Annotated in this window: 16 protein-coding genes; 14 read left to right on the top strand and 2 right to left on the bottom strand. The window is 45.0% G+C overall.

The window, feature by feature from the left end; translation table 11 throughout:
- Position 1 precedes the first annotated feature (1 nt).
- The 9 genes from MK370_RS04860 (at position 2) to recG (ending at position 11,334) form a co-directional block, all read left to right on the top strand.
- Entirely contained in the window at positions 2–535 is a 534-nt protein-coding gene (locus MK370_RS04860) for a GlcG/HbpS family heme-binding protein (protein WP_268684382.1), read from the top strand.
- Between the two features lie 184 nt (positions 536–719).
- Positions 720–1,433, top strand: coding sequence for an MIP/aquaporin family protein (locus MK370_RS04855; RefSeq protein ID WP_002907132.1), 714 nt, complete (start codon positions 720–722; stop codon positions 1,431–1,433).
- Positions 1,434–1,566: 133 nt separating this feature from the next.
- Positions 1,567–2,766, top strand: coding sequence for an acetate/propionate family kinase (locus tag MK370_RS04850; protein ID WP_268684381.1), 1,200 nt, complete (start codon positions 1,567–1,569; stop codon positions 2,764–2,766).
- 276 nt (positions 2,767–3,042) lie between these two features.
- Positions 3,043–5,562 carry a preprotein translocase subunit SecA gene (secA, locus tag MK370_RS04845; RefSeq protein ID WP_268684380.1) on the top strand — a complete coding sequence of 840 codons (2,520 nt, stop codon included), beginning with the start codon at positions 3,043–3,045 and terminating at the stop codon, positions 5,560–5,562.
- Positions 5,563–5,582: 20 nt separating this feature from the next.
- Complete coding sequence (locus MK370_RS04840) at positions 5,583–6,614, top strand: 3-deoxy-7-phosphoheptulonate synthase (RefSeq protein ID WP_002901054.1); 1,032 nt, start codon at positions 5,583–5,585, stop codon at positions 6,612–6,614.
- Between the two features lies 1 nt (position 6,615).
- Positions 6,616–7,647, top strand: a complete 1,032-nt coding sequence (locus MK370_RS04835; protein WP_268684379.1) for a 3-deoxy-7-phosphoheptulonate synthase — start codon at positions 6,616–6,618, stop codon at positions 7,645–7,647.
- Between the two features lie 107 nt (positions 7,648–7,754).
- Positions 7,755–8,117, top strand: a complete 363-nt coding sequence (acpS, locus tag MK370_RS04830) for a holo-ACP synthase (RefSeq protein ID WP_268684378.1) — start codon at positions 7,755–7,757, stop codon at positions 8,115–8,117.
- Positions 8,107–9,213, top strand: a complete 1,107-nt coding sequence (gene alr, locus MK370_RS04825; RefSeq protein WP_326845080.1) for an alanine racemase — start codon at positions 8,107–8,109, stop codon at positions 9,211–9,213. The genes acpS and alr overlap by 11 nt, the downstream gene beginning before the upstream one ends.
- Positions 9,214–9,318: 105 nt before the next feature.
- Entirely contained in the window at positions 9,319–11,334 is a 2,016-nt protein-coding gene (gene recG / locus MK370_RS04820; RefSeq protein ID WP_268684376.1) for an ATP-dependent DNA helicase RecG, read from the top strand.
- 709 nt (positions 11,335–12,043) lie between these two features.
- Here the strand turns inward: recG and MK370_RS04815 are convergent.
- Complete coding sequence (locus tag MK370_RS04815) at positions 12,044–13,006, bottom strand: asparaginase (RefSeq protein ID WP_268684375.1); 963 nt, start codon at positions 13,004–13,006, stop codon at positions 12,044–12,046.
- 178 nt (positions 13,007–13,184) lie between these two features.
- On the opposite strand from MK370_RS04815, the gene MK370_RS04810 reads away from it, so the two are divergent.
- A complete protein-coding gene (locus MK370_RS04810) occupies positions 13,185–14,579 on the top strand; it encodes a Cof-type HAD-IIB family hydrolase (RefSeq protein ID WP_326845079.1) in 1,395 nt (464 codons plus the stop codon).
- A gap of 25 nt (positions 14,580–14,604) precedes the next feature.
- On the opposite strand, the gene MK370_RS04805 is transcribed toward MK370_RS04810, so the two are convergent.
- Positions 14,605–15,057, bottom strand: coding sequence for a universal stress protein (locus MK370_RS04805; RefSeq protein WP_268684373.1), 453 nt, complete (start codon positions 15,055–15,057; stop codon positions 14,605–14,607).
- Between the two features lie 344 nt (positions 15,058–15,401).
- Between MK370_RS04805 and MK370_RS04800 the strand changes: the two genes are divergently transcribed.
- The 4 genes from MK370_RS04800 to MK370_RS04785 all read left to right on the top strand — a co-directional run bounded on the left by MK370_RS04800 (position 15,402) and on the right by MK370_RS04785 (position 21,097).
- Positions 15,402–16,616, top strand: a complete 1,215-nt coding sequence (locus MK370_RS04800; RefSeq protein ID WP_268684372.1) for a pyridoxal phosphate-dependent aminotransferase — start codon at positions 15,402–15,404, stop codon at positions 16,614–16,616.
- Positions 16,617–16,943: 327 nt separating this feature from the next.
- Positions 16,944–19,550 carry an SEC10/PgrA surface exclusion domain-containing protein gene (locus MK370_RS04795; RefSeq protein WP_268684371.1) on the top strand — a complete coding sequence of 869 codons (2,607 nt, stop codon included), beginning with the start codon at positions 16,944–16,946 and terminating at the stop codon, positions 19,548–19,550.
- A gap of 201 nt (positions 19,551–19,751) precedes the next feature.
- Positions 19,752–20,540, top strand: a complete 789-nt coding sequence (gene codY, locus MK370_RS04790; protein WP_268684370.1) for a GTP-sensing pleiotropic transcriptional regulator CodY — start codon at positions 19,752–19,754, stop codon at positions 20,538–20,540.
- Complete coding sequence (locus MK370_RS04785) at positions 20,540–21,097, top strand: cysteine hydrolase family protein (RefSeq protein ID WP_268684369.1); 558 nt, start codon at positions 20,540–20,542, stop codon at positions 21,095–21,097. Before codY ends, MK370_RS04785 begins: the two co-directional genes overlap by 1 nt.
- Positions 21,098–21,372 lie beyond the last annotated feature (275 nt).

The following is a 21,372-nucleotide window of genomic DNA, read 5'->3' as shown; positions in this document are numbered from 1 at the left end:
GATGGCTAGAGATAGAGAGAGAGACGAGCTTGATAGTCCAGAATTATCAAGATGGGAAGGAAACTCAGAATTGCAGGACAGCATTATTCAAAGAGTCCTTGCCAGATGCCAAACCTTACTGGATAAAGAGCCTGTTCTTTTCACAAATATCTATCAGGATGCCTGGGAATTGGTAACAAGGGCCAGACGAAAGGCTGAAGAGCTAGGACTAGCTGTCGTGATAACGGTGGTTGATCCAGCAGCACAAGTCGTGATGGCCTATCGTATGGAAAATGCCTTGTTAGTGAGTAACGATATGGCTTATAAGAAAGCTTACACAGCTGTTGGCATGAGGATGCAGTCCAAGGATTTAGCACCTTTAACTCAGCCTGGTCAGTGGCTCTACCAGCTGGAAACGATGACTGACAATAAGGTCGTTAGTTTAGCAGGTGGCATTCCTATTTATTGCCAGTCAGAGATGATTGGCGGTATCGGCGTCAGCGGAGGAAGTTCTGAAGAAGACCAGTCCATTGCTGAGTATGCTGTGGGTCTGTAGAGAAGCAAGCTAATTAAATAATATCAGAGGAGAGAATACCACTTGCAATCCATGCTTTGGAGCTAGGGATTTTCTCCTATTTTACGAGCATATTTCTCTTATACTTTCTTAGACTCTCTATTGCGCTGTAGAAGCAATATAGAGGAGAGAGTATAAAATATTTCGAAATGAAGGAGTATGGAGTATGGAAAAATATCTAGGTGAATTTTTAGGCACCATGGTTCTGATGGTTTTTGGGAATGGAATCGGAGCGTCTATCAGTCTTAATAAGAGTCTCGCAAAAGGTTTCTCTCCCAATTGGTTTACCGTTGTATTTGGTTGGGGCCTGGCAGTGACCTTGGGTGTCTATACGGCAGGGTTTTATAATACTGGCGGTCACCTTAACCCAGCTGTCACTATTGCCTTTGCGGTGGGTGGCATCTTCCCTTGGGAGCAAGTAGTGGGCTATATCATTGCTCAGATTCTAGGAGCCTTTGTCGGAGCGGCTATTGTAGTGCTCTTCTATTATCCCCATTTCAAAGAAACCAAGGCAGAGGAAGGAAACTCTGTTGGCGTATTTGCTACTGGACCAGCCATCCAGAATCCAGCGTTTAATCTGCTCAGCGAAATCGTTGCGACTTTCTTCTTCATCTTTGCACTTTTGATGATAACGCACGGCGAAATCACGCCTGGACTCACTCCACTCTTAGTTGGCTTCCTCATTATGGCGGTCGGCTTGTCTTTGGGTTCGACGACAGGTTTTGCCCTCAACCCAGCCCGGGACTTCGGTCCGCGCCTTGCTTATGCTCTCTTGCCAGTTCCGAATAAAGGAGATGCAAACTGGGCTTATGCTTGGGTGCCAATTGTAGGACCGACTATCGGCGCTGTCTTGGCTGTCTTGGCAGTCAATGCTATGTAATATATAAAATAGTAAATAAGCTAGCCGACCATTTGAAGCTAGCTTATTTATCTAACAAGCAGCAATGGAAAGTTTCAGTTTTCAAAAAACGTTATTTGGAAAAATCACTGTTTTCATTGCTCAGGAGAAAAATATGTCTAAAAAAATTTTTGCGATTAATGCGGGCAGTTCGTCATTAAAATTTCAACTGCTTAGTATGCCTGATGAGAGCCTTTTGGTGAAAGGGATTTTTGAAAAGATTGGCTTAAAGGAAGGTATTTTTAAGATTGAATTTGAAGGTCAAACAGAAAAGGAACTGCTGGCCATCCCTTCACATCAATTTGCCGTGGATTACTTGCTTGACTTTCTTTTGGAGCGGAAGCTGATTGCATCTCTGGACGAGATAGATGGAGTCGGTCATCGCGTAGCCCATGGCGGAGAATCCTTTGATGATTCTGCTTTGATAGACGAGCAAGTTCTCTCTATTATTGAAAAGCTGTCTTTCCTAGCTCCTAGCCATAACCCTGTCAACTTGGTAGGGATTCGAGCTTTCCAAAAGGCTTTGCCGGAGACAGGACAAGTGGCTGTGTTTGATACAGCCTTTCATCAAAGCCTTTCAGAAGCCTATTATCTCTATCCTCTTTCCTGGGATTACTATCATAAATACGGTTTGAGAAAGTATGGTTTCCATGGAACGAGTCACAAATATATTGCTCAAAAGGTAAAGGAGATTTGGGAAGGGCAGGGAGAAGCTGCGGAGCATTTGAAGATTATCAACTGCCATTTGGGCAATGGTGCTAGTATCTGCGCCATTAAAAATGGTCAGTCTGTCAATACTTCAATGGGATTCACCCCCTTAGCTGGCCTGATGATGGGCTCCCGCTCCGGTGACATAGATCCCATGATTCTTCCTTTTTTGCTAGAACAAGAAAAATTATCAGCCCAGCAATTAAGCGATGTCCTCAATAAAGAATCTGGTCTGCTGGCTATCTCCCAGCTCAGCAATGATTTAAGAGATGTTCTGGAAGCCTGTGACAGAGGCGATGAAAAAGCCAGTCTAGCAGTCAATATGTTTGTCAACCGCATCGCTCAGACCATTGCAGGCTACATCACAGATTTAGATGGTCTGGATGCCTTGGTTTTCACTGCTGGAATCGGGGAGAATTCAGCCTTGATCCGCAGTTTGGTCGTTCAAAAACTCAATTGCTTAGGACTTTCTTTAAATCCGGCAGCTAACGAGCAAGGTCAGCTCTTTATTCAAAATTGCCAGTCGCAGGCTAAAATTCTCATTCTTCCAACCAACGAAGAATTGATGATTGCCCAAGACACCATGCGCTTGTTGGATTTTAAGTAGCCAAAAGAGCGGTAGAATGTTCAAGGAGTGCAGGAATAACTTTCTATATCAATAAGAAAAAACAAGTTTATCCTTGTGTTGTTTGGACTCGAAAAGACAGAGCAAGACCTCTGCCTTTTCTTTTTTATCCTCGAATATCCTGCCCTCTCCCAGTTCTGTAAGCACAGTCTAATGGAGCTTTTTTGCTTTTTTCATTCTTGAAAGATATAGGAAAACATGCTATAATGAAAAGAACATTCTAAAAATCAGAAAGATTATTATATAGTAAGGAAAAAAATGGCGAATATTTTAAAGACTATCATTGAAAATGATAAAGGTGAATTAAGAAAATTAGAAAAAATGGCTGACAAGGTCTTGGCTTTTGAAGACGAAATGGCAGCCTTGTCTGATGAAGAACTTCAGGCAAAAACAGAAGAATTCAAGAAACGCTATGCTGATGGCGAAAGTTTAGATCAGCTCTTATTTGAAGCTTTTGCGGTTGTCCGTGAAGGAGCTAAGCGAGTGTTGGGTCTTTTCCCTTATAAGGTACAGGTTATGGGAGGGATCGTTCTCCATCATGGTGACGTTCCAGAGATGCGTACCGGTGAAGGAAAAACCTTGACTGCGACAATGCCAGTTTACTTAAATGCCCTTGCAGGCAAAGGTGTGCATGTTGTCACAGTCAATGAATACCTGACTGAGCGTGACGCGACCGAAATGGGTGAACTCTACTCTTGGCTGGGTCTTTCTGTCGGTATCAATCTGGCAGCTAAGTCTCCATCTGAGAAGAAAGAAGCATATGCTTGTGACATTACCTATTCAACCAATGCTGAGATCGGCTTTGACTATTTGCGTGATAACATGGTAGTCCGCGCTGAAAACATGGTACAGCGTCCACTCAACTATGCCTTGGTTGATGAGGTGGACTCAATCCTGATTGACGAAGCTCGGACACCATTGATTGTATCCGGACCGGTTTCTTCAGATACCAACCAGCTTTATCATATGGCTGACCACTATGTCAAATCTCTTGATAAGGACGACTACATCATCGATGTTCAGTCTAAGACGATTGGTCTGTCTGACTCAGGTATTGACAAGGCAGAAAGTTACTTCAAGCTGGACAATCTATACGATATTGAAAATGTTGCCCTGACTCACTTTATCGACAATGCTCTGCGAGCTAACTACATCATGCTCCTTGACATTGACTATGTAGTCAGTGAAGATCAGGAAATTCTGATTGTCGATCAGTTTACCGGTCGGACAATGGAAGGACGTCGTTACTCTGACGGTCTCCACCAAGCGATTGAAGCCAAAGAAGGTGTGCCGATTCAGGAAGAAACAAAGACTTCTGCTTCTATTACTTATCAGAACCTCTTCCGTATGTATAAGAAGCTGTCTGGCATGACAGGTACAGCTAAGACAGAGGAAGAAGAGTTCCGCGAAACATACAACATTCGTGTTATTCCAATTCCAACCAACCGTCCGGTAGCACGTATTGACCATTCTGACCTGCTCTACCCAAGTATTGATTCTAAGTTCAAGGCAGTTGTTCAGGATGTTAAAGATCGTCATGAAAAAGGCCAGCCTGTTCTGGTCGGTACCGTTGCGGTTGAAACCAGTGATTATATTTCTAAGAAATTGGTAGAAGCTGGGGTTCCTCACGAAGTCCTCAATGCGAAAAACCACTATAAAGAAGCACAGATTATCATGAACGCCGGTCAACGTGGGGCGGTTACCATTGCGACCAATATGGCCGGACGGGGAACCGACATTAAGTTGGGTGAAGGTGTTCGCGAACTGGGTGGTCTCTGTGTTATCGGTACAGAGCGCCATGAAAGCCGCCGGATTGACAATCAGCTGCGCGGACGTTCAGGCCGTCAGGGTGATCCAGGTGAGTCACAGTTCTACCTGTCACTGGAAGATGAGCTGATGCGCCGCTTTGGCTCAGAGCGTATTAAAGCCCTCTTGGATCGAATGAACCTTAGCGACGAAGATTCTGTTATCAAGTCTGGCATGCTGACCCGTCAGGTAGAGGCAGCTCAGAAGCGTGTCGAAGGAAATAACTACGATACGCGGAAACAAGTCTTGCAGTATGATGACGTGATGCGTGAGCAGCGGGAAATTATCTATGCTGAGCGCCACGATGTCATCACTGCTGACCGTGACCTCAGTCCTGAAATCCATGCTATGATTAAACGGACTATCAACCGTATCGTTGATGGCAGCAGCCACTCTGATCAGGATGATAAGATTGAAGCGATTTTAAACTTTGCTAAGTATAACTTGGTTTCAGAAGATTCTATTTCAGATAGCGATTTGGAAGGCAAGTCTGACCAAGAAATCAAAGATTATCTGTTTGAACGTGCATTGGAAGTCTATGACAGTCAGATTGCTAAGCTGCGAGACGAAGAAGCAGTGCGTGAATTCCAGAAGGTCTTGATCCTGCGCGTGGTGGACAGCAAGTGGACTGATCATATTGATGCCCTTGACCAGCTGCGCAATGCTGTTGGACTGCGCGGTTATGCACAAAATAACCCAGTTGTCGAATATCAAGCAGAAAGCTTCCGTATGTTCAACGACATGATTGGCTCCATCGAGTTTGACGTGACTCGTCTGATGATGAAAGCGCAGATTCATGAGCAAGAGCGCCCTCGGACCGAGCGGGCTATCAGTACGACAGCTACCCGCAATATCTCTGCTAAGGCGCCAAATATGCCTGAGAATACAGACCTGTCTAACGTAAAGAGAAACGACCCTTGTCCATGTGGCTCTGGCAAGAAGTTCAAGAACTGTCACGGCCGTAAAAAGTAAGCATAAAAGAAGGAGAATAGATGACCTTTAAAGCAACCAGTCAACCCATTGATGTGGCAGAAGTTCGCCAACTTGCTAAGCTAGAAGGCGACATGCTCGCTCGCAAGGAAAAGCGTGACCGAGAGTTAGAAGCAATTCTGCGTGGTCAGGATGACCGCATTCTCTTGGTTATCGGTCCCTGCTCTTCAGATAATGAAGAAGCGGTGCTGGAGTATGCCAAGCGTTTATCTGCTCTCCAAGAAGAAGTGAAAGACCGTATTTTCATGGTCATGCGGGTTTATACTGCCAAGCCTCGGACGAACGGAGATGGCTACAAAGGGCTTATTCATCAGCCCAATGCGACTGCCGCTCCAAGTCTGATTAACGGCATCAAGGCAGTCCGCAATCTGCACTATCGGGTTATTTCCGAGACAGGCATGACCACAGCTGATGAGATGCTCTATCCAGAAAATCTGCCTCTGGTAGATGATTTAATTTCTTACATGGCTGTAGGAGCTCGCTCGGTCGAAGACCAGCAGCACCGCTTTGTAGCTAGTGGAGCGGATCTTCCGACTGGCTTGAAAAATCCGACTTCTGGTAATCTCAATGTCATGTTTAACGGTATCTATGCAGCTCAGAACAAGCAGAGTTTCCTATTCGCTGGTAAGGAAGTAGAAACATCTGGCAATCCCTTGGCGCATGCCATCTTGCGCGGTGCTCTGAATGAATACGGCAAGAATATTCCCAATTACTATTATGATAACCTGTTGGATACCATTGCCCAGTATGAAAAAATGGGCTTAGAAAATCCCTTTATCATCATTGATACCAATCATGATAACTCTGGTAAGCAGTATCTGGAGCAGGTTCGTATCGTTCGCCAGACTCTGATTAACCGGGACTGGAATGAAAAGATTAAGGCTACAGTACGTGGCTTTATGATCGAGTCTTATCTGGAAGACGGTCGTCAGGACGAGCCAGAAGTCTTTGGCAAGTCCATTACTGACCCTTGTCTGGGCTGGGCTAATACAGAACAGCTGGTTCGTGAAATTTATGATACATTAGGAAAATAGTATGGCATTTATTGAAAAAGGTCAGAAGATTGACATTGAGCAGATTAAGTCCAGAACCAGACTGACTGGTCAGGCCTTGACTCATAAAAACAAGCGAGACCAAGAACTAGCTGAGATTCTCAGTGGTGAAGACGAGCGTATTCTCTTGGTGATTGGCCCTTGCTCATCGGACAATGAAGAGGCTGTGCTGGAGTATGCCCGCCGTTTGTCAGAGCTGCAGAAGAAGGTCGCGGATAAGATTTTTATGGTCATGCGGGTCTATACTGCTAAGCCGCGGACCAATGGGGATGGCTATAAGGGCTTGGTTCATCAGCCGGATACTTCTAAAGCACCTAGCCTTATCAATGGTTTGCAGGCAGTTCGTCAGCTGCACTACCGTGTCATTACAGAGACTGGTCTGACGACAGCTGATGAGATGCTCTATCCGTCCAATCTTGTGCTGGTAGACGACTTGGTCAGCTATCATGCTGTGGGTGCCCGCTCAGTTGAAGATCAGGAGCACCGCTTTGTAGCGTCTGGGATTGACGCTCCAGTCGGCATGAAAAATCCAACTTCTGGCAATCTGGGTGTTATGTTTAACGCTGTCTATGCAGCACAAAATAAGCAGACTTTCCTGTTTCATGGCCAGGAAGTAGAAACCTCTGGGAATCCTTTGGCTCACGTTATTCTGCGTGGGGCGACCAATGAATATGGTAAGAACATTCCAAATTTCTACTATGAAAATATGCTGGATGCCATTTCCTACTATGAAAAGATGGGCTTGGAGAATCCTTTCATCGTCATTGATACCAATCACGATAACTCTGGCAAGCAGTATCTGGAACAGATTAGGATTGTGCGTCAGACCTTGCTTAATCGGGATTGGAACGAAAAGATTAAGAGAGCGGCTCGTGGTTTTATGATTGAGTCTTATCTGGAAGACGGCCGGCAAAATGAGCCAGAAGTCTTTGGTAAATCTATCACTGACCCTTGCCTGGGCTGGGATAATACAGTTCAGCTCATTGAAGAAATTTACAGCACTTTAGATAAATAAGGAAAATTGAAAGGGACAGTCTTGACCTGTAAAGAGGACTAACTGTCGGGTGAAGACGAACTCAGCTGGCGGTCCAGCTGAGTTTTGTCGCCTTTCCAGAGAATGATATGATAAAAGGACACGGAATTGATATAGAAGAGTTGGCTGCCATTGAGCGAGCCTATCTGAAAAATGCCCGCTTTGCAAGGAAGGTGCTGACCGAGGCGGAGCTTTCTCGTTTTGAGGAGTTATCTGTCAAGCGGAAAATCGAATTTCTGGCTGGCCGGTGGGCTGCCAAGGAGGCTTTTTCTAAAGCTTGGGGAACCGGTATCGGTAAGCTTAGGTTTCAGGACTTGGAGATTTTAAATGACCGTCAGGGAGCGCCTTATTTCAGCCGGTCACCTTTTACTGGCAAGGTTTGGATTTCGCTCAGCCACGCTGCTGGCCTAGTTACAGCCAGCGTAATTTTGGAGGAAAATGATGAAAGCTAGTCTGCATAGACCCAGCAAGGCAGTGATTGATTTAGCTGCCATTGCTTTTAATATTAGACAACTGAGTGCCCATCTGCCTCAGACGACAGAAAAGTGGGCTGTCGTTAAAGCCAATGCTTATGGCCACGGAGCTATTGAGGTTTCTAAGCACATTGAGCCCCTCGTAGATGGATTTTGTGTGTCTAATATTGATGAAGCCTTGGAGCTGCGCTCAGCTGGCATTGGAAAAAAAATTCTGGTGCTAGGAGTGTCAGATCTGGCTGCGCTTCCGCTGGCTAGAAAGGGAAAGGTGTCTCTGACCGTAGCCAGTCTGGAGTGGTTGGATTTAGCTTTAGCTGCGGAAAAAGACTTAACAGGATTGAATTTTCATATCAAGATTGACTCTGGTATGGGGCGGATTGGTTTTCGTGATAGTCAGGAAGCTCGGGAGGCAATCCATCGCTTGCAGGCTGCTGGGGCTGTCGCGGAGGGGATTTTTACCCACTTTGCAACGGCAGATGAAGCTGAACACTCTAAGTTTGATGCCCAGCTGGCTCGTTTTCATCAGATCTTATCTGAGCTGGACAGTGTGCCTCCTCTTGTCCACGCTAGTAATTCCGCCACCTCTCTCTGGCACAGCGAGACCGTTCTAAATGCTGTCCGGCTGGGTGATATCATCTATGGTCTCAACCCCAGCGGAAGAGTCTTGGAACTTCCTTATGAATGCAAGTCGGCTCTGTCACTGGTCTCAGAATTGGTACATATCAAGAAAGTAGAGGCTGGAGCAGATGTTGGCTATGGAGCTACCTACACCAGCAAGTCTCAAGAGTGGATTGGAACCATTCCTTTGGGTTATGCGGATGGCTGGACACGCGATATGCAGGGCTTTGATGTCTTGATTTATGGTCAGCGTTGCCCTATTGTTGGCCGCGTTTCCATGGACCAGATTACAGTGCGTCTGCCTCAGGCTTATCCCCTTGGCACTCCGGTTGTATTGATTGGAAATAGCGGAGCGGAGAACATTACAGCGACAGATGTGGCAGAAAAGCGTGGTACCATTAACTATGAGGTGGTCTGCCTGATTAGCGACCGTGTACCGAGGGTCTATAAGGACTAAGAAGATTAATGAAGGGAACCGCTTGAAGCATTTGATAATTTTCTAGCTTGCTCCCCCTGTCTGTGATTTTAGATCCGCAGCAGTATCAGAACTGAAAGAGGAATTATGAATTTACACCAACCTTTGACGGTTCTGCCTGGTGTGGGACCGAAATCAGCAGAAAAATTTGCCAAGCTGGGTCTAGAGACCTTGCAGGATTTGCTGCTTTATTTTCCTTTTCGTTATGAGGATTTTAAGAGTAAGAATGTCCTAGACTTGGAGGATGGAGAAAAGGCGGTTGTTTCTGGTCAGGTTGTGACTCCGGCCAATGTCCAGTATTATGGCTACAAACGCAATCGCCTGCGCTTTACTATCAAGCAGGGAGATGTCGCTCTGGCAGTTAATTTCTTTAACCAGCCTTATCTGGCAGATAAGATTGAAGTGGGAGCTAATATAGCCGTCTTTGGAAAGTGGGATAAATCCAAGGCTAGTCTGACTGGAATGAAACTGCTGGCTCAAGTAGAGGACGACTTGCAGCCTGTCTATCGGCTGGCTCAGGGAATTAGTCAGGGCAGTCTGGTCAAGCTGATTAAGACTGCCTTTGACCAAGGTTTGGACTTGCTCTTAGAGGAAAATCTGCCCCAGCCCCTGCTGGAACGCTACCAGCTAGTAAGCAGAGTTGAGGCTGTGCGGGCTATGCATTTTCCAAAGGACTTGGCTGATTACAAGCAGGCTCTTCGGCGGGTTAAATTTGAAGAACTCTTTTATTTCCAGATGCAGCTGCAGGTCTTAAAGAGAGAAACCAATGCTGTCAGCAATGGATTGAAGATTGATTGGCAGTCGGATGCTGTGGCCGAGAAAAAGAAGAGCTTACCTTTTGAACTGACTCCGGCTCAGGAGCGCAGTCTGACAGAGATTTTGCAGGATTTGCGATCGCCTGGACACATGAATCGCCTGCTGCAGGGCGATGTGGGAAGCGGAAAGACAGTAGTCTCTGGTCTAGCTATGTATGCTGTTTATACAGCTGGCTTTCAGTCAGCTCTGATGGTTCCAACAGAAATTTTGGCTGAGCAGCATTTTGACAGCCTAGCCCAGCTATTTCCAGAATTGAAGCTGGCCCTGCTAACTGGTGGGATGAAAGCAGCAGAACGCAGGGAAACCTTATCAGCGATTGAAAAGGGTCAGGTGGACACGATTGTCGGAACTCATGCCTTGATTCAGGAAGCAGTCCGTTACCATGAATTGGGCTTGGTCATCATTGACGAGCAGCATCGCTTTGGGGTGGAGCAACGCCGGATTTTACGGGAAAAGGGAGACAATCCTGATGTCCTCATGATGACGGCGACGCCTATTCCCAGGACCCTTGCTATTACAGCATTTGGTGATATGTATGTCTCTATCATTGACCAGATGCCGGCAGGACGCAAACCTATCATCACCCGCTGGGTCAAGCATGAGCAGCTGGAAGTCGTCCTCGACTGGCTTAAAAAAGAGCTTCATAAGGGCGCTCAGGTCTACTTTATTTCTCCTTTGATTGAGGAATCTGAGGTGCTGGATCTTAAGAATGCCATTGCCCTAGAAGAAGAATTGACAGCCTATTTTGGTCAGCAGGCACAAGTTGCTCTGCTTCATGGTAAGATGAAGAGCGAGGAAAAAGAGGCGATTATGCAGGACTTCAAGGAAGGACGGACTGATATTCTAGTCTCTACCACAGTCATTGAGGTCGGAGTCAATGTCCCCAATGCTACGGTGATGGTCATCATGGATGCGGACCGCTTTGGACTCAGCCAGCTTCATCAGCTAAGAGGGCGTGTCGGCCGAGGGAGCAAGCAGTCTTATGCCGTCCTTGTTGCCAATCCCAAGACGGAGTCGGGCAAGCGCCGCATGAAAATCATGACTGAGACGACCGATGGTTTCCTGCTGGCTGAAGAGGATCTGAAAATGCGAGGCTCTGGAGAAATCTTTGGTACTCGGCAGTCTGGTATACCAGAGTTTCAAGTGGCTGACATCGTGGAAGATTATCCGATTTTAGAAGAAGCCAGAAAGGTTGCCAGCCAGATTACAGCTGATCCGAACTGGCGGACAGATCCTAATTGGCACTTGATTGCTCTTCATTTGGACAAGCGAGATTACCTAGATTAAGAGTTCTTTTGATTAAGTTTCCTGCAAGTTATTTATAAGTAGGCTTTGAGTTTGAGGGATTATACTATTGTCAAATCAAAGAAAGAGGTAGGACCAATGACAATCTAAACATCCCTTAAAATCCTGTAACCAAAGCTTGAAGACTAGAAGACCTGCGAGTTATGAGTTACTCAAAGAAGCAGAATAATTTAGAATTTTTTCATCATAGATCTCCTAACAAATCATAAGCTTCACCCAATCGGTGAAGTTTTTTGTATGTGGCAGAAAAGACTTGTTCGTTTCAAATGGTAGATAAGGATTGCTGCCGGACTTCTTTGACTATAAGCTTTCCCTAAGAAATCTATAAGAGATTCTTAAGTTTAGGGCTGTATCCTTATATCCAAGTAAGAACAAAAAGATTAAGGATCAAACTTGAGGTCGAACGCTACAAGCGTTTCGTTTTTGCTCTTAAAGAATGAATGATAAGCGAGGTAAAAGCTATGAAAGTTACAATCAAAGTCCGCTATCCGAAGACATTTAAGCAAGCTCAGAAAATGGAGGTGACCTATGGTAAGTGATTATATTTTTGAAATTCTAGAGTCTCTGTTTGAGGTAATCTTCTAAGTCCAGCGATTCAATGAATTTGCCCAGTGTTAGAATATGAAAGAGTCAAAAAAGTGCTAAGCAACCTTAGCACTTTTTGATTTAAAGAAAATAAATAGGGATTTTTTCAGCCTTCCATATAATCTCGGAGTTCTTTGTCTTTGAGTCCAGCATTCAGGGCGATGAGCAGTTTGATTCTGGCTTTTTGGGCATTGAGCTCCTTGACGAAGAAGATACCAGCCTGGTGCAGTTGAACGCCGCCTCCTTCATAAGCATAGACTGGCTCAGCAATCCCGTTGAAGCAGCGAGAGACCAGAGCAATTGGCAGTCCGGCTGCTATTATATCAGCCAGCTTGTCAGCTACTTCCTTGGGGAGGTTGCCAGCACCGAATGCCTCTATGATGAGGCCGTCTATCTTGTCTAAATCCAGCATGTCCAGAAGCTCTGTCTTCATACCTGCATAAGCTGGAATGATGGGCACCAGACCAGAAATGCTGTTCAAGTCAAAGCGGACTCGAGGCTCCGCTGTCTTAAAATAGAGAATCTCCTGCTTCATAATCAAGCCGAGCGGTCCGTGAGTCGGTGTCTGGAAGGTGCTGACATTGGTCGTGTGGGTCTTGGTTACATACTTGGCTGCATGTGCCTCGTCATTCATCACGACAAGCACGCCTTTATCACTGGCTTTTTCATCACTAGCCACCCGCAGGGCTGTCAGGTAGTTATAGACTCCGTCGCTCCCCAGCTCATTGGAACTGCGCATAGCTCCGGTCAGAACGACCGGAATCTTCGGCATCTGCATAGTATCCAGAAAGTAAGCCGTCTCTTCTAAAGTGTCTGTCCCATGAGTAATGACTACTCCGTCAAATTGGTCAGCACTGGCTTTGATTTTCTGGTAAAGTTTGAGCATGTGATGGGGCGTGATATGAGGACTGGGAATATTAAAAAAGTCAATGACTTCCGTCTCAATCCCCTTAAGCGGAACTGTCACATGGTTCATAGGGTTATCAGCATTGGTAACCACAGCCCCAGAGCCGTCAGCCTGCATGGAAATGGTTCCTCCTGTATGCAGGACCAAGATTTTCTTTGTCATAAATCCTTTCTCCTTATAGTCATGATGCAGAGTTGAAAAAATACATTATATTTTCATAGAGTTTTCAATCCTGTTGCATGGATATTACTCCAGCTTTTCTTTTCTGCAATTTATGTGATTGTATGTCATTTTTGTGTTATAATTTATTGTATCATAAAAGGAAAGAATGAGAAAATCAATGGAAGTAAAGGCCGTCTTTTTTGATATTGATGGGACACTGGTCAATGACAGTCGAACGGTTTTGAAATCTACAGAAAAGGCTATTCAGAGTTTAAAGGAGCAAGGAATATTGGTCGGTTTGGCAACCGGCCGCGGTCCTTTCTTTGTCAAACCTTTTATGGAGCAATTGGACTTAGACTTTGCTGTGACCTACAATGGCCAGTATATTTTTTCAAGAGACAGAGTAATTTCTGCCAGTCCCATTGACAAGCAGAGTTTGCGGGATTTAATCGCCTATGCTAAGAAGCATCGGAAAGAGATTTCCTTGGGAACGGCTGAGGCTATGCTGGGCTCCAAGATTATGTCCTTTGGAATGAGCCCTTTCTCCCAGTGGACTAGCCGCTTCATCCCTAAGCGAATGGCGCGAACGGTCAGTCATGGTTTTAATAAAGTCATCAGCAAGGCCTTGCCCCAGCATGAAAAGGATCTCCTGCAGCTGATTCAGGAGCCGATTTACCAAGCTTTGATTTTGGCCAGTCCAGAAGAAAGCCGTAAGATTGAAGCAGACTTTCCTGATTTGAAATTTACCCGCAGCAGCCCCTATGCGGTCGATATTATCAATAAAGACACGTCTAAGCTAGAGGGGATTCGCCGAGTCGGCAAGGAATATGGCTTTGACATTCATCAGGTCATGGCCTTCGGTGACTCTGACAATGACTTGGAAATGCTATCGGGAGTTGGTCTCTCTATTGCTATGGGAAATGGAACCAGCTCGGTCAAGGAAGTGGCCAAGCATACGACTAGCAGCAATAGTCAGGATGGGATTCACAGGGCTCTGGAGCATTTTGGTATCCTAGCGAGGGAAAAGGTCTTTACCAGCAGTGACCATCACTTTAATAAGGTTAAAGAGTTCCATAGTGTCATGGATGAAAGTACTCAGGAAGAGCCGATTGCCTGGTCGCCTCAGGACGCTCGCTATCGGGCAGGCTTCAAGCTGGAAGAACTGGTTGAGTTTCTGCGAGCAGCTAGTAAGTCTGAGGAAGACTTTGACAGTTCTGTAGCCTATCTCCATCAGGCGCTTGACAAGGCTGCTGACAAGGTTCGCTCCAAGAGTCAGGCCGAGGTTTCTCTGGTCGGTCAGGTAGATGCCTTGATTGATACTCTTTACTTTACTTATGGCAGTTTTGTCCTGATGGGAGTAGACCCAGAGCAACTGTTCGATATTGTCCATCGGGCTAATATGGGCAAAATTTTCCCAGATGGGAAGGCTCACTTTGACCCCGTCACCCATAAAATCCTCAAACCAGATGACTGGGAAGAAAAATACGCTCCCGAAGGAGCTATCAAAGAAGAACTGGAACGACAGATTCAGGCCTACCAGCGTACCATAGAGCAGAAAAAAGAAGAAAACTAGAGCAGTTCAGTGACTGCTCTAGTTTTTATAAAGTCTTTTCTGGGTCTCTGACCACTAGCAAGTCAACCTTGGCGTGGCGCAGGATATATTCGGAGGAAGAGCCGACTAGCAGCCGTTCAAAGGCATTGAGGCCAGTAGCACCAACCATGATTAGATCCACCTTGTGCTCTTCGGGGATATCAGTAGCCAAAAGTGTCTTGGGATTGCCCATCTCAATGACAATGTCAACATACTTGATGCCGGATTTTTGAGCCTTTTCTTTCAGCTCAGCTGTCAGCTTTTTAGCATCTTCCTGTAAGTCCTCGTAGACATCTGCATCAAAAGTTGAGACACTTTGTAAAGCCCGGGTGTCAATGACGTGGGTGATGGTGAGACGAGAGCCGTTTCGGAGAGCCACGTTAACGCCCTTTTCAAAGGCTAGTTCGGATTCGTGAGAACCATCTACAGCAACCATAATGTTTTCATATTTCTGAGTCATAGAGCTACCTCCTCTAAAATGGTTGGCAAAGGACGTCTCATCATTCGCAGAATGATTGGGCTGACCAAAAATCAATCAGTCCATAACGTCCGAGTGATTTGCAACTATTTTCTTGTTTCTATTGTAACCCTTTTCAGAAAAAAAGTAAAGATAAAATGGGAATGCTGTCAGTTCATTGCAAGCTGAGAAAGAGTACTTTGCTTTGAGGGATTAGAAAAGGAATGGGGCATTTTGTCCTATAATTCTCTTTTTAACTACATGAAAAGTGAGCTTATTTTTTTGTTGTCAATCGCTTTTTCTGGTGGTATAATGATAACATTCTGATGAATAGAGGAAAAATAAGAATGAAAGAATTTGACAAGTCCAGCAAGCTGGAACATGTTGCCTATGATATTCGCGGTCCAGTTTTGGACGAAGCTATGCGCATGAGGGCCAATGGTGAAAAGATTCTCCGCCTCAATACAGGAAATCCGGCTGAATTTGGTTTTACCGCTCCTGATGAGGTCATTCATGATTTGATTATGAATGCACGTGACAGTGAAGGTTACTCTGACTCCAAGGGAATTTTTTCAGCCCGCAAGGCCATTATGCAGTATTGCCAGCTTAAGAATTTTCCTAATGTAGATATTGATGACATTTATCTGGGAAATGGTGTCAGCGAGCTGATTGTTATGTCCATGCAGGGATTGCTGGATGACGGAGATGAGGTGCTGGTGCCAATGCCAGACTACCCGCTCTGGACGGCTGCAGTCAGTCTGGCTGGTGGGAATGCTGTTCACTATGTCTGTGATGAGCAGGCAGAATGGTATCCAGACATTGACGATATCAAGTCAAAAATCACATCTAATACCAAGGCTATCATTATCATCAACCCTAACAATCCGACGGGAGCACTTTATCCTAAGGAACTTCTTCTGGAAATTGTGGAAATTGCTCGCCAAAATAATCTCATTATCTTTGCGGATGAAATCTATGACCGCATGGTGATGGATGGCAATGTCCACACCCCTGTAGCTAGTCTGGCTCCTGATATCTTCTGTGTCAGCATGAATGGTCTTTCCAAGTCGCACCGCATTGCAGGCTTCCGGGTTGGCTGGATGGTGCTATCTGGGCCTAAGCATCATGTTAAAGGTTATATTGAAGGGTTGAACATGCTCTCCAACATGCGCCTGTGCTCCAATGTCTTGGCTCAACAAGTCGTTCAAACCTCACTTGGCGGTCATCAATCTGTGGATGAACTGCTTTTGCCAGGTGGCCGTATCTATGAGCAGCGTAATTTCATCTATCAGGCTATTCAGGACATCCCGGGACTGTCAGCTGTAAAACCTAAAGCTGGTCTCTATATTTTCCCGAAAATTGACCGGAACATGTATCGTATCGACGATGATGAGCAGTTTGTGCTCAATTTCCTCAAGCAGGAAAAAGTCCTTCTCGTCCATGGACGAGGCTTTAACTGGAAGGACCCAGATCATTTCCGAATCGTTTATCTGCCTAGAGTAGATGAGCTAGCTCAAATCCAAGAAAAAATGACGCGCTTCTTACAACAATACCGTCGTTAATATTGAGAAACTGATAAGAAAATAAGGCTGGAAAATATTCCGGCTTTTTTCTTATCTATCCTACATATTTTTTAGTTTAATGGCTGTCTTTGAATTGCAAAAATAAAAAAATTAAGATGCTCTGGAAATCGAATTTGAGGTCGATTGGTAAAAATTATAGGCGGTTTTACCGACATTTTTTAGGAATTTGTCCAACATTTTTTATGCATCTGTCCAAAAATGCTTAAAAAAATGTGTTAGCGTCTTCCTTCCAGAAGACAAACATGGTAGAATGTGTTTGTCAATGTTTTTAACAATGATGAAAAAGTGGAGGAGATTATATTGACAATGAAAAAGACACTTAGTGCTTTTTCTGTCAGTGCAGCGGCATTGTCTTTGGTGCTCGCAGAAGGAGTTCAGGCTGATCAATTAGTTGATAATCAGTCTTATTCTGATGCGCCCGTTAGTCAAAGCCAACCACAGGCAGAAAACACACAGAAGGATGAATCTGTTTCGAAAGAACAGGTAGACGCTGCTCAGGCTCTTGTACAAGAAGCCGACAGCAATGTTGCACAAGGGAAAGCTGATTTGGCTCAAGCTCAGGCAAATACTGCTGCGGCTCAAAGTCAGGTCGAGCAAGCACAAGCTGAAGCTAACCGGGCACAGGAGGCAGCTGATAAAGCTGGTCCGGAAGCTATTGAAACAGCTAAGCAAGAAGAGAGCAATCAAAAAGCTCAAGTGGACAGCAACAAGTCAGAACTGGCTAAAGCTGACCAAGCAACCAAGACGGCTGAAGCTGAGCGCGATGCTCAGGCAGCCAAGACTAAAGAAGCTCAAGAGCAAGCGAAAACTCAAGAAGGACGCCTTGCTAAAGCTCAAAATGACGTGAAGGAAGCTCAAGCTAACCTAAGCGGTGAAGCTACAGCTAAGGCAGAAAAGAATGTGAAAGCAGCCCAAGATAAGGTGGCAGCTGACCAGTCTGCTGTTGAAACAGCTCAAGCAAAAGTAGCTACAGCTCGTCAGACTGACAGTCAGAAGCAGGCTGAGGTTGCAAAAGCTCAGACCAACCAGACTCAGGCTAAGACAGCTCGTGATGCTTCTCAGAAGAACTTGCAGGACAAAACTGCTGTAGCTGAGAAGACTCAGTCAGACTTAAACCAAGCTCAACAAGCTTTGCAAAAGGCTCAAGCTGGAACAATTACTACTGAAGCTTCTAGCAATAAAAGCCGTGTGTCAATGACTCCGGAATACATTGCAGCCTTGAGAGAGCTAATTGCACCGAATTTATCAGAGCAAAAAACTAATGAGATTCAAAAAAGACTGGCTGCACTCAATGACAGTGCTAAGGCTCTCAATCGTTATGTAGCAGATCCTACAGATAGCAAAGCTTTGATTGATACCAACAATATTCCACAGAATGTTCGTCAGGAACTTTCACAGTTCGCTTCAGAACTCATCAACCAGCTGCGTGCTCAGATGGGAACAGGTGAAGTAGTTGTGACACCGTCTTCCATTGAGTTTGCAGATAAGGTAGCAACAGAATACCGCAAAGACAACTGGAACTGGGATTTGATGGAGAAATATCATCACGACGCTCGAGGAATTAACCGCGTAGCGCGTGAATATGGTTTGATGACCACAAGTGCTGAGCAGGAGAGTAAAGGTCTCCAATATTATGAAAACGCTTATATCTGGAGAGAAAATGCTAGTCAAATGAGTGTGGCTGAAATGAAGAGACGGGTCTACGATTCCGTTGTTGAATTCATGTTTAATGGCTATGAGTGGCTGCATGCTACATCTATCTCTGGTCTCAATACTGGCCGCCAGAAAAACTATCTGGGAGTTGATTTCTCAATGGAAGGCGACATCACTATGGCTCATTTCACCATGGTGTCAGAAGATCAGATCAAATATGCTAGCAAAAAGAACTTCAATGCCAGCCCTATTACGGGCAAAGCTCCAACAGCAAAAGTAGATCCGCAGGAAGTAGCCAAGGCTCAAACAGCCTATGATGCTGCCTTCAAGGCCAATCAACTGGCTCTGGCATCTAAGGGAGTTGCCCAATCTACTTATAATCGGAGAGCTGCAGCTTTAGAGCAAGCCAACCAGCAACTTGCTCAGGCGCAAGCTCAAGCAGGTGAGTCAGCAACTGCTCAGGCTCAAGCAGCTCTTGCAGCAGTTCAAGAGAAGTTGGCAGCTGATCAAGCAGCTTTGGCAGCAGCACAAGCGGCTCTGCAAAACTCAAACTTGGATGACAAGACTAAAGCGGACAAATTAACTCAGGCTCAAGCAGCTCTGACTGCTGTTCAAGCGACAGTTGCCGCAGCTCAAGAAGCTCTAAAAACTGAATCAGATAAGTTAGCTCAGCTAGAAGCAGCTTTGAATGCAGCAAAAGAAAGAAAGACTAACCTTGAAAAAGCTGTTACAGATGCTGAAGCAGCCTTGCAAACAGCTAAAGAGTCATTGTCAAATCTTGAAAATGCAGAAGAAAACTTGGAACAAGCTAAAAGCAAACTAGCCGCAGCTCAGGCTGCTTACCAAGCAGCTCTTACAGCTCAAACAGATCAAGAAGCAAAAGTAGCAGTTTTAACTGCGGTTCAAGCACAAGCTAAGGCGACATACGACTTGCTAGCTCAAACATATGCTGAGCAAAATAAGGAAGAAGATTTTCGCTATTACCAATCTGTTTTGGCTCATACAGAGAAGCGCTTCGCTCGCTCTCCGCTTACTAGACAAGTAGGAGATCCTCAGCATACGACTGTTTCAACTACTGGAACTGGAATTACTGAAAGTGGAACTGTTGGAAGTGCTAGTCCTATCAATCATAAGCAGGCGGCTGCCTCAGGTCATGTCTTACCTAAGACAGGGGAAAACTCTTCTTGGCTTCTTCTAGCAGGCCAAATGCTTCTGCTCATGGCTATGAAATTGTTCTACAAGAAACGTTCTCTTGATTAGAAAGAACAAAAGCAATCAAAAACAGTCAAGAATTTGACTGTTTTTTGTTTAATATGGCTTGATATATCAAGTTATATACTTGAAAAGTTCTTTATTTTATAGAATTGTATGTAATTGTTTTTCAATAAAAAATTTTCAGATAATTATTGAAATTTCACTGCTTTTATGTTACAATGAAGCTAATAAATATGAGGTAAAAATATGGCCAATTTACTAGAAAAAACACGAAAAATTACGTCTATTTTGAAGCGCTCGGAGGAGCAGATGCAGGAAGAACTGCCCTACAATGCTATTACGCGTCAGTTGGCTGATATTATCCACTGTAATGCCTGCATTATCAACAGCAAGGGCCGTCTTTTAGGCTATTTCATGCGCTACAAGACCAATAATGACCGAGTGGAAGCTTTTTTCCAGGATAAGAATTTCCCAGAGGAATACGTTCACGAAGCTAATCTGGTCTATGAAACGGAGGCTAATCTGCCTGTTGAGCATGATCTGACGATTTTCCCAGTGGAGACCAAGGATGATTTTCCAGATGGCCTGACTACTATTGCTCCCATTCATGTTTCAGGGATTCGTTTGGGTTCATTGATTATCTGGCGCAATGACAAGGAATTTGCGGACGATGATCTGATTTTGGTGGAGATTGCCAGTACAGTGGTTGGTATCCAGCTGCTTAACTTCCAGCGGGAAGAGGATGAGAAAAATATCCGACGCCGGACGGCAGTGACCATGGCAGTCAATACCCTGTCTTACTCAGAATTGAGAGCTGTTTCAGCAATTTTGGGCGAGCTGAATGGCAATGAAGGCCAGCTGACTGCATCTGTTATTGCTGACCGTATTGGGATTACCCGTTCAGTGATTGTTAATGCCTTGCGCAAGCTGGAAAGTGCTGGGATTATTGAAAGCCGCTCACTGGGAATGAAAGGAACTTATCTGAAAGTCCTGATTCCGGATGTCTTTGATGAAATTAAAAAGAGGGACTACTAATGCCAAAAGCACTGATTTCCATTGATTATACAGTTGATTTTGTCGCAGATGAGGGCAAGCTGACAGCAGGAGCGCCAGCACAGGCAATTTCTGAAACCATTGCTCAAGTAACAAAGGCGGCTTTTGAGCGAGGAGATTATATCTTCTTTGCTATTGATGCCCATGATGAGAATGATGCCTTTCATCCTGAAAGCAAGCTGTTTCCGCCTCATAACATCAAAGGAACCAGCGGTCGTAATCTTTATGGTCCTTTGGCTGATTTTTATGACAAGCATCAAGCAGACTCTCGGGTCTTTTGGATGGATAAGCGCCATTATTCTGCTTTTTCCGGTACGGATTTAGATATTCGATTGCGGGAAAGAAAGGTAGATACGGTCATTTTGACTGGAGTCTTGACGGATATTTGCGTCCTGCATACAGCGATTGATGCCTATAATCTTGGTTATCAGATTCAGGTGGTAGAGTCGGCAGTGGCTTCTCTGTCAGAGGAAAATCACAAATTTGCCTTAAACCACTTGCAAAATGTCTTGGGTTCGACTATAATAGATACAATTTAAGAGTAAAAGAGAAGCAGAGTAGGCTTGCTGACTTGCACAGAGAGTGTTGATAGCTGAGAGCAGCACCAAGAAAGTAAAAATCGAAGAACATGTTTCGTAATCTTTTGTGTGATTAAGCACAAACGTCGCTCACGTTACGAGCTCAGAGGCTGCCTTTTAGGGCGGCGAATAACAGTGGTACCACGGCTTTCGTCTGTTTTAGAGACGAAAGCTTTTTATTTTGCAGTAGGTCAGGTGAAGACGATGGAAAACTGCGGCAAATATCCTGAACAACA

The organism is Streptococcus sanguinis (assembly GCF_026781265.1).
GTDB lineage: Bacteria > Bacillota > Bacilli > Lactobacillales > Streptococcaceae > Streptococcus > Streptococcus sanguinis_T.
Note: the sequence above shows the minus strand (reverse complement) of the source record. Positions and strands in the feature narration are given on the sequence as shown.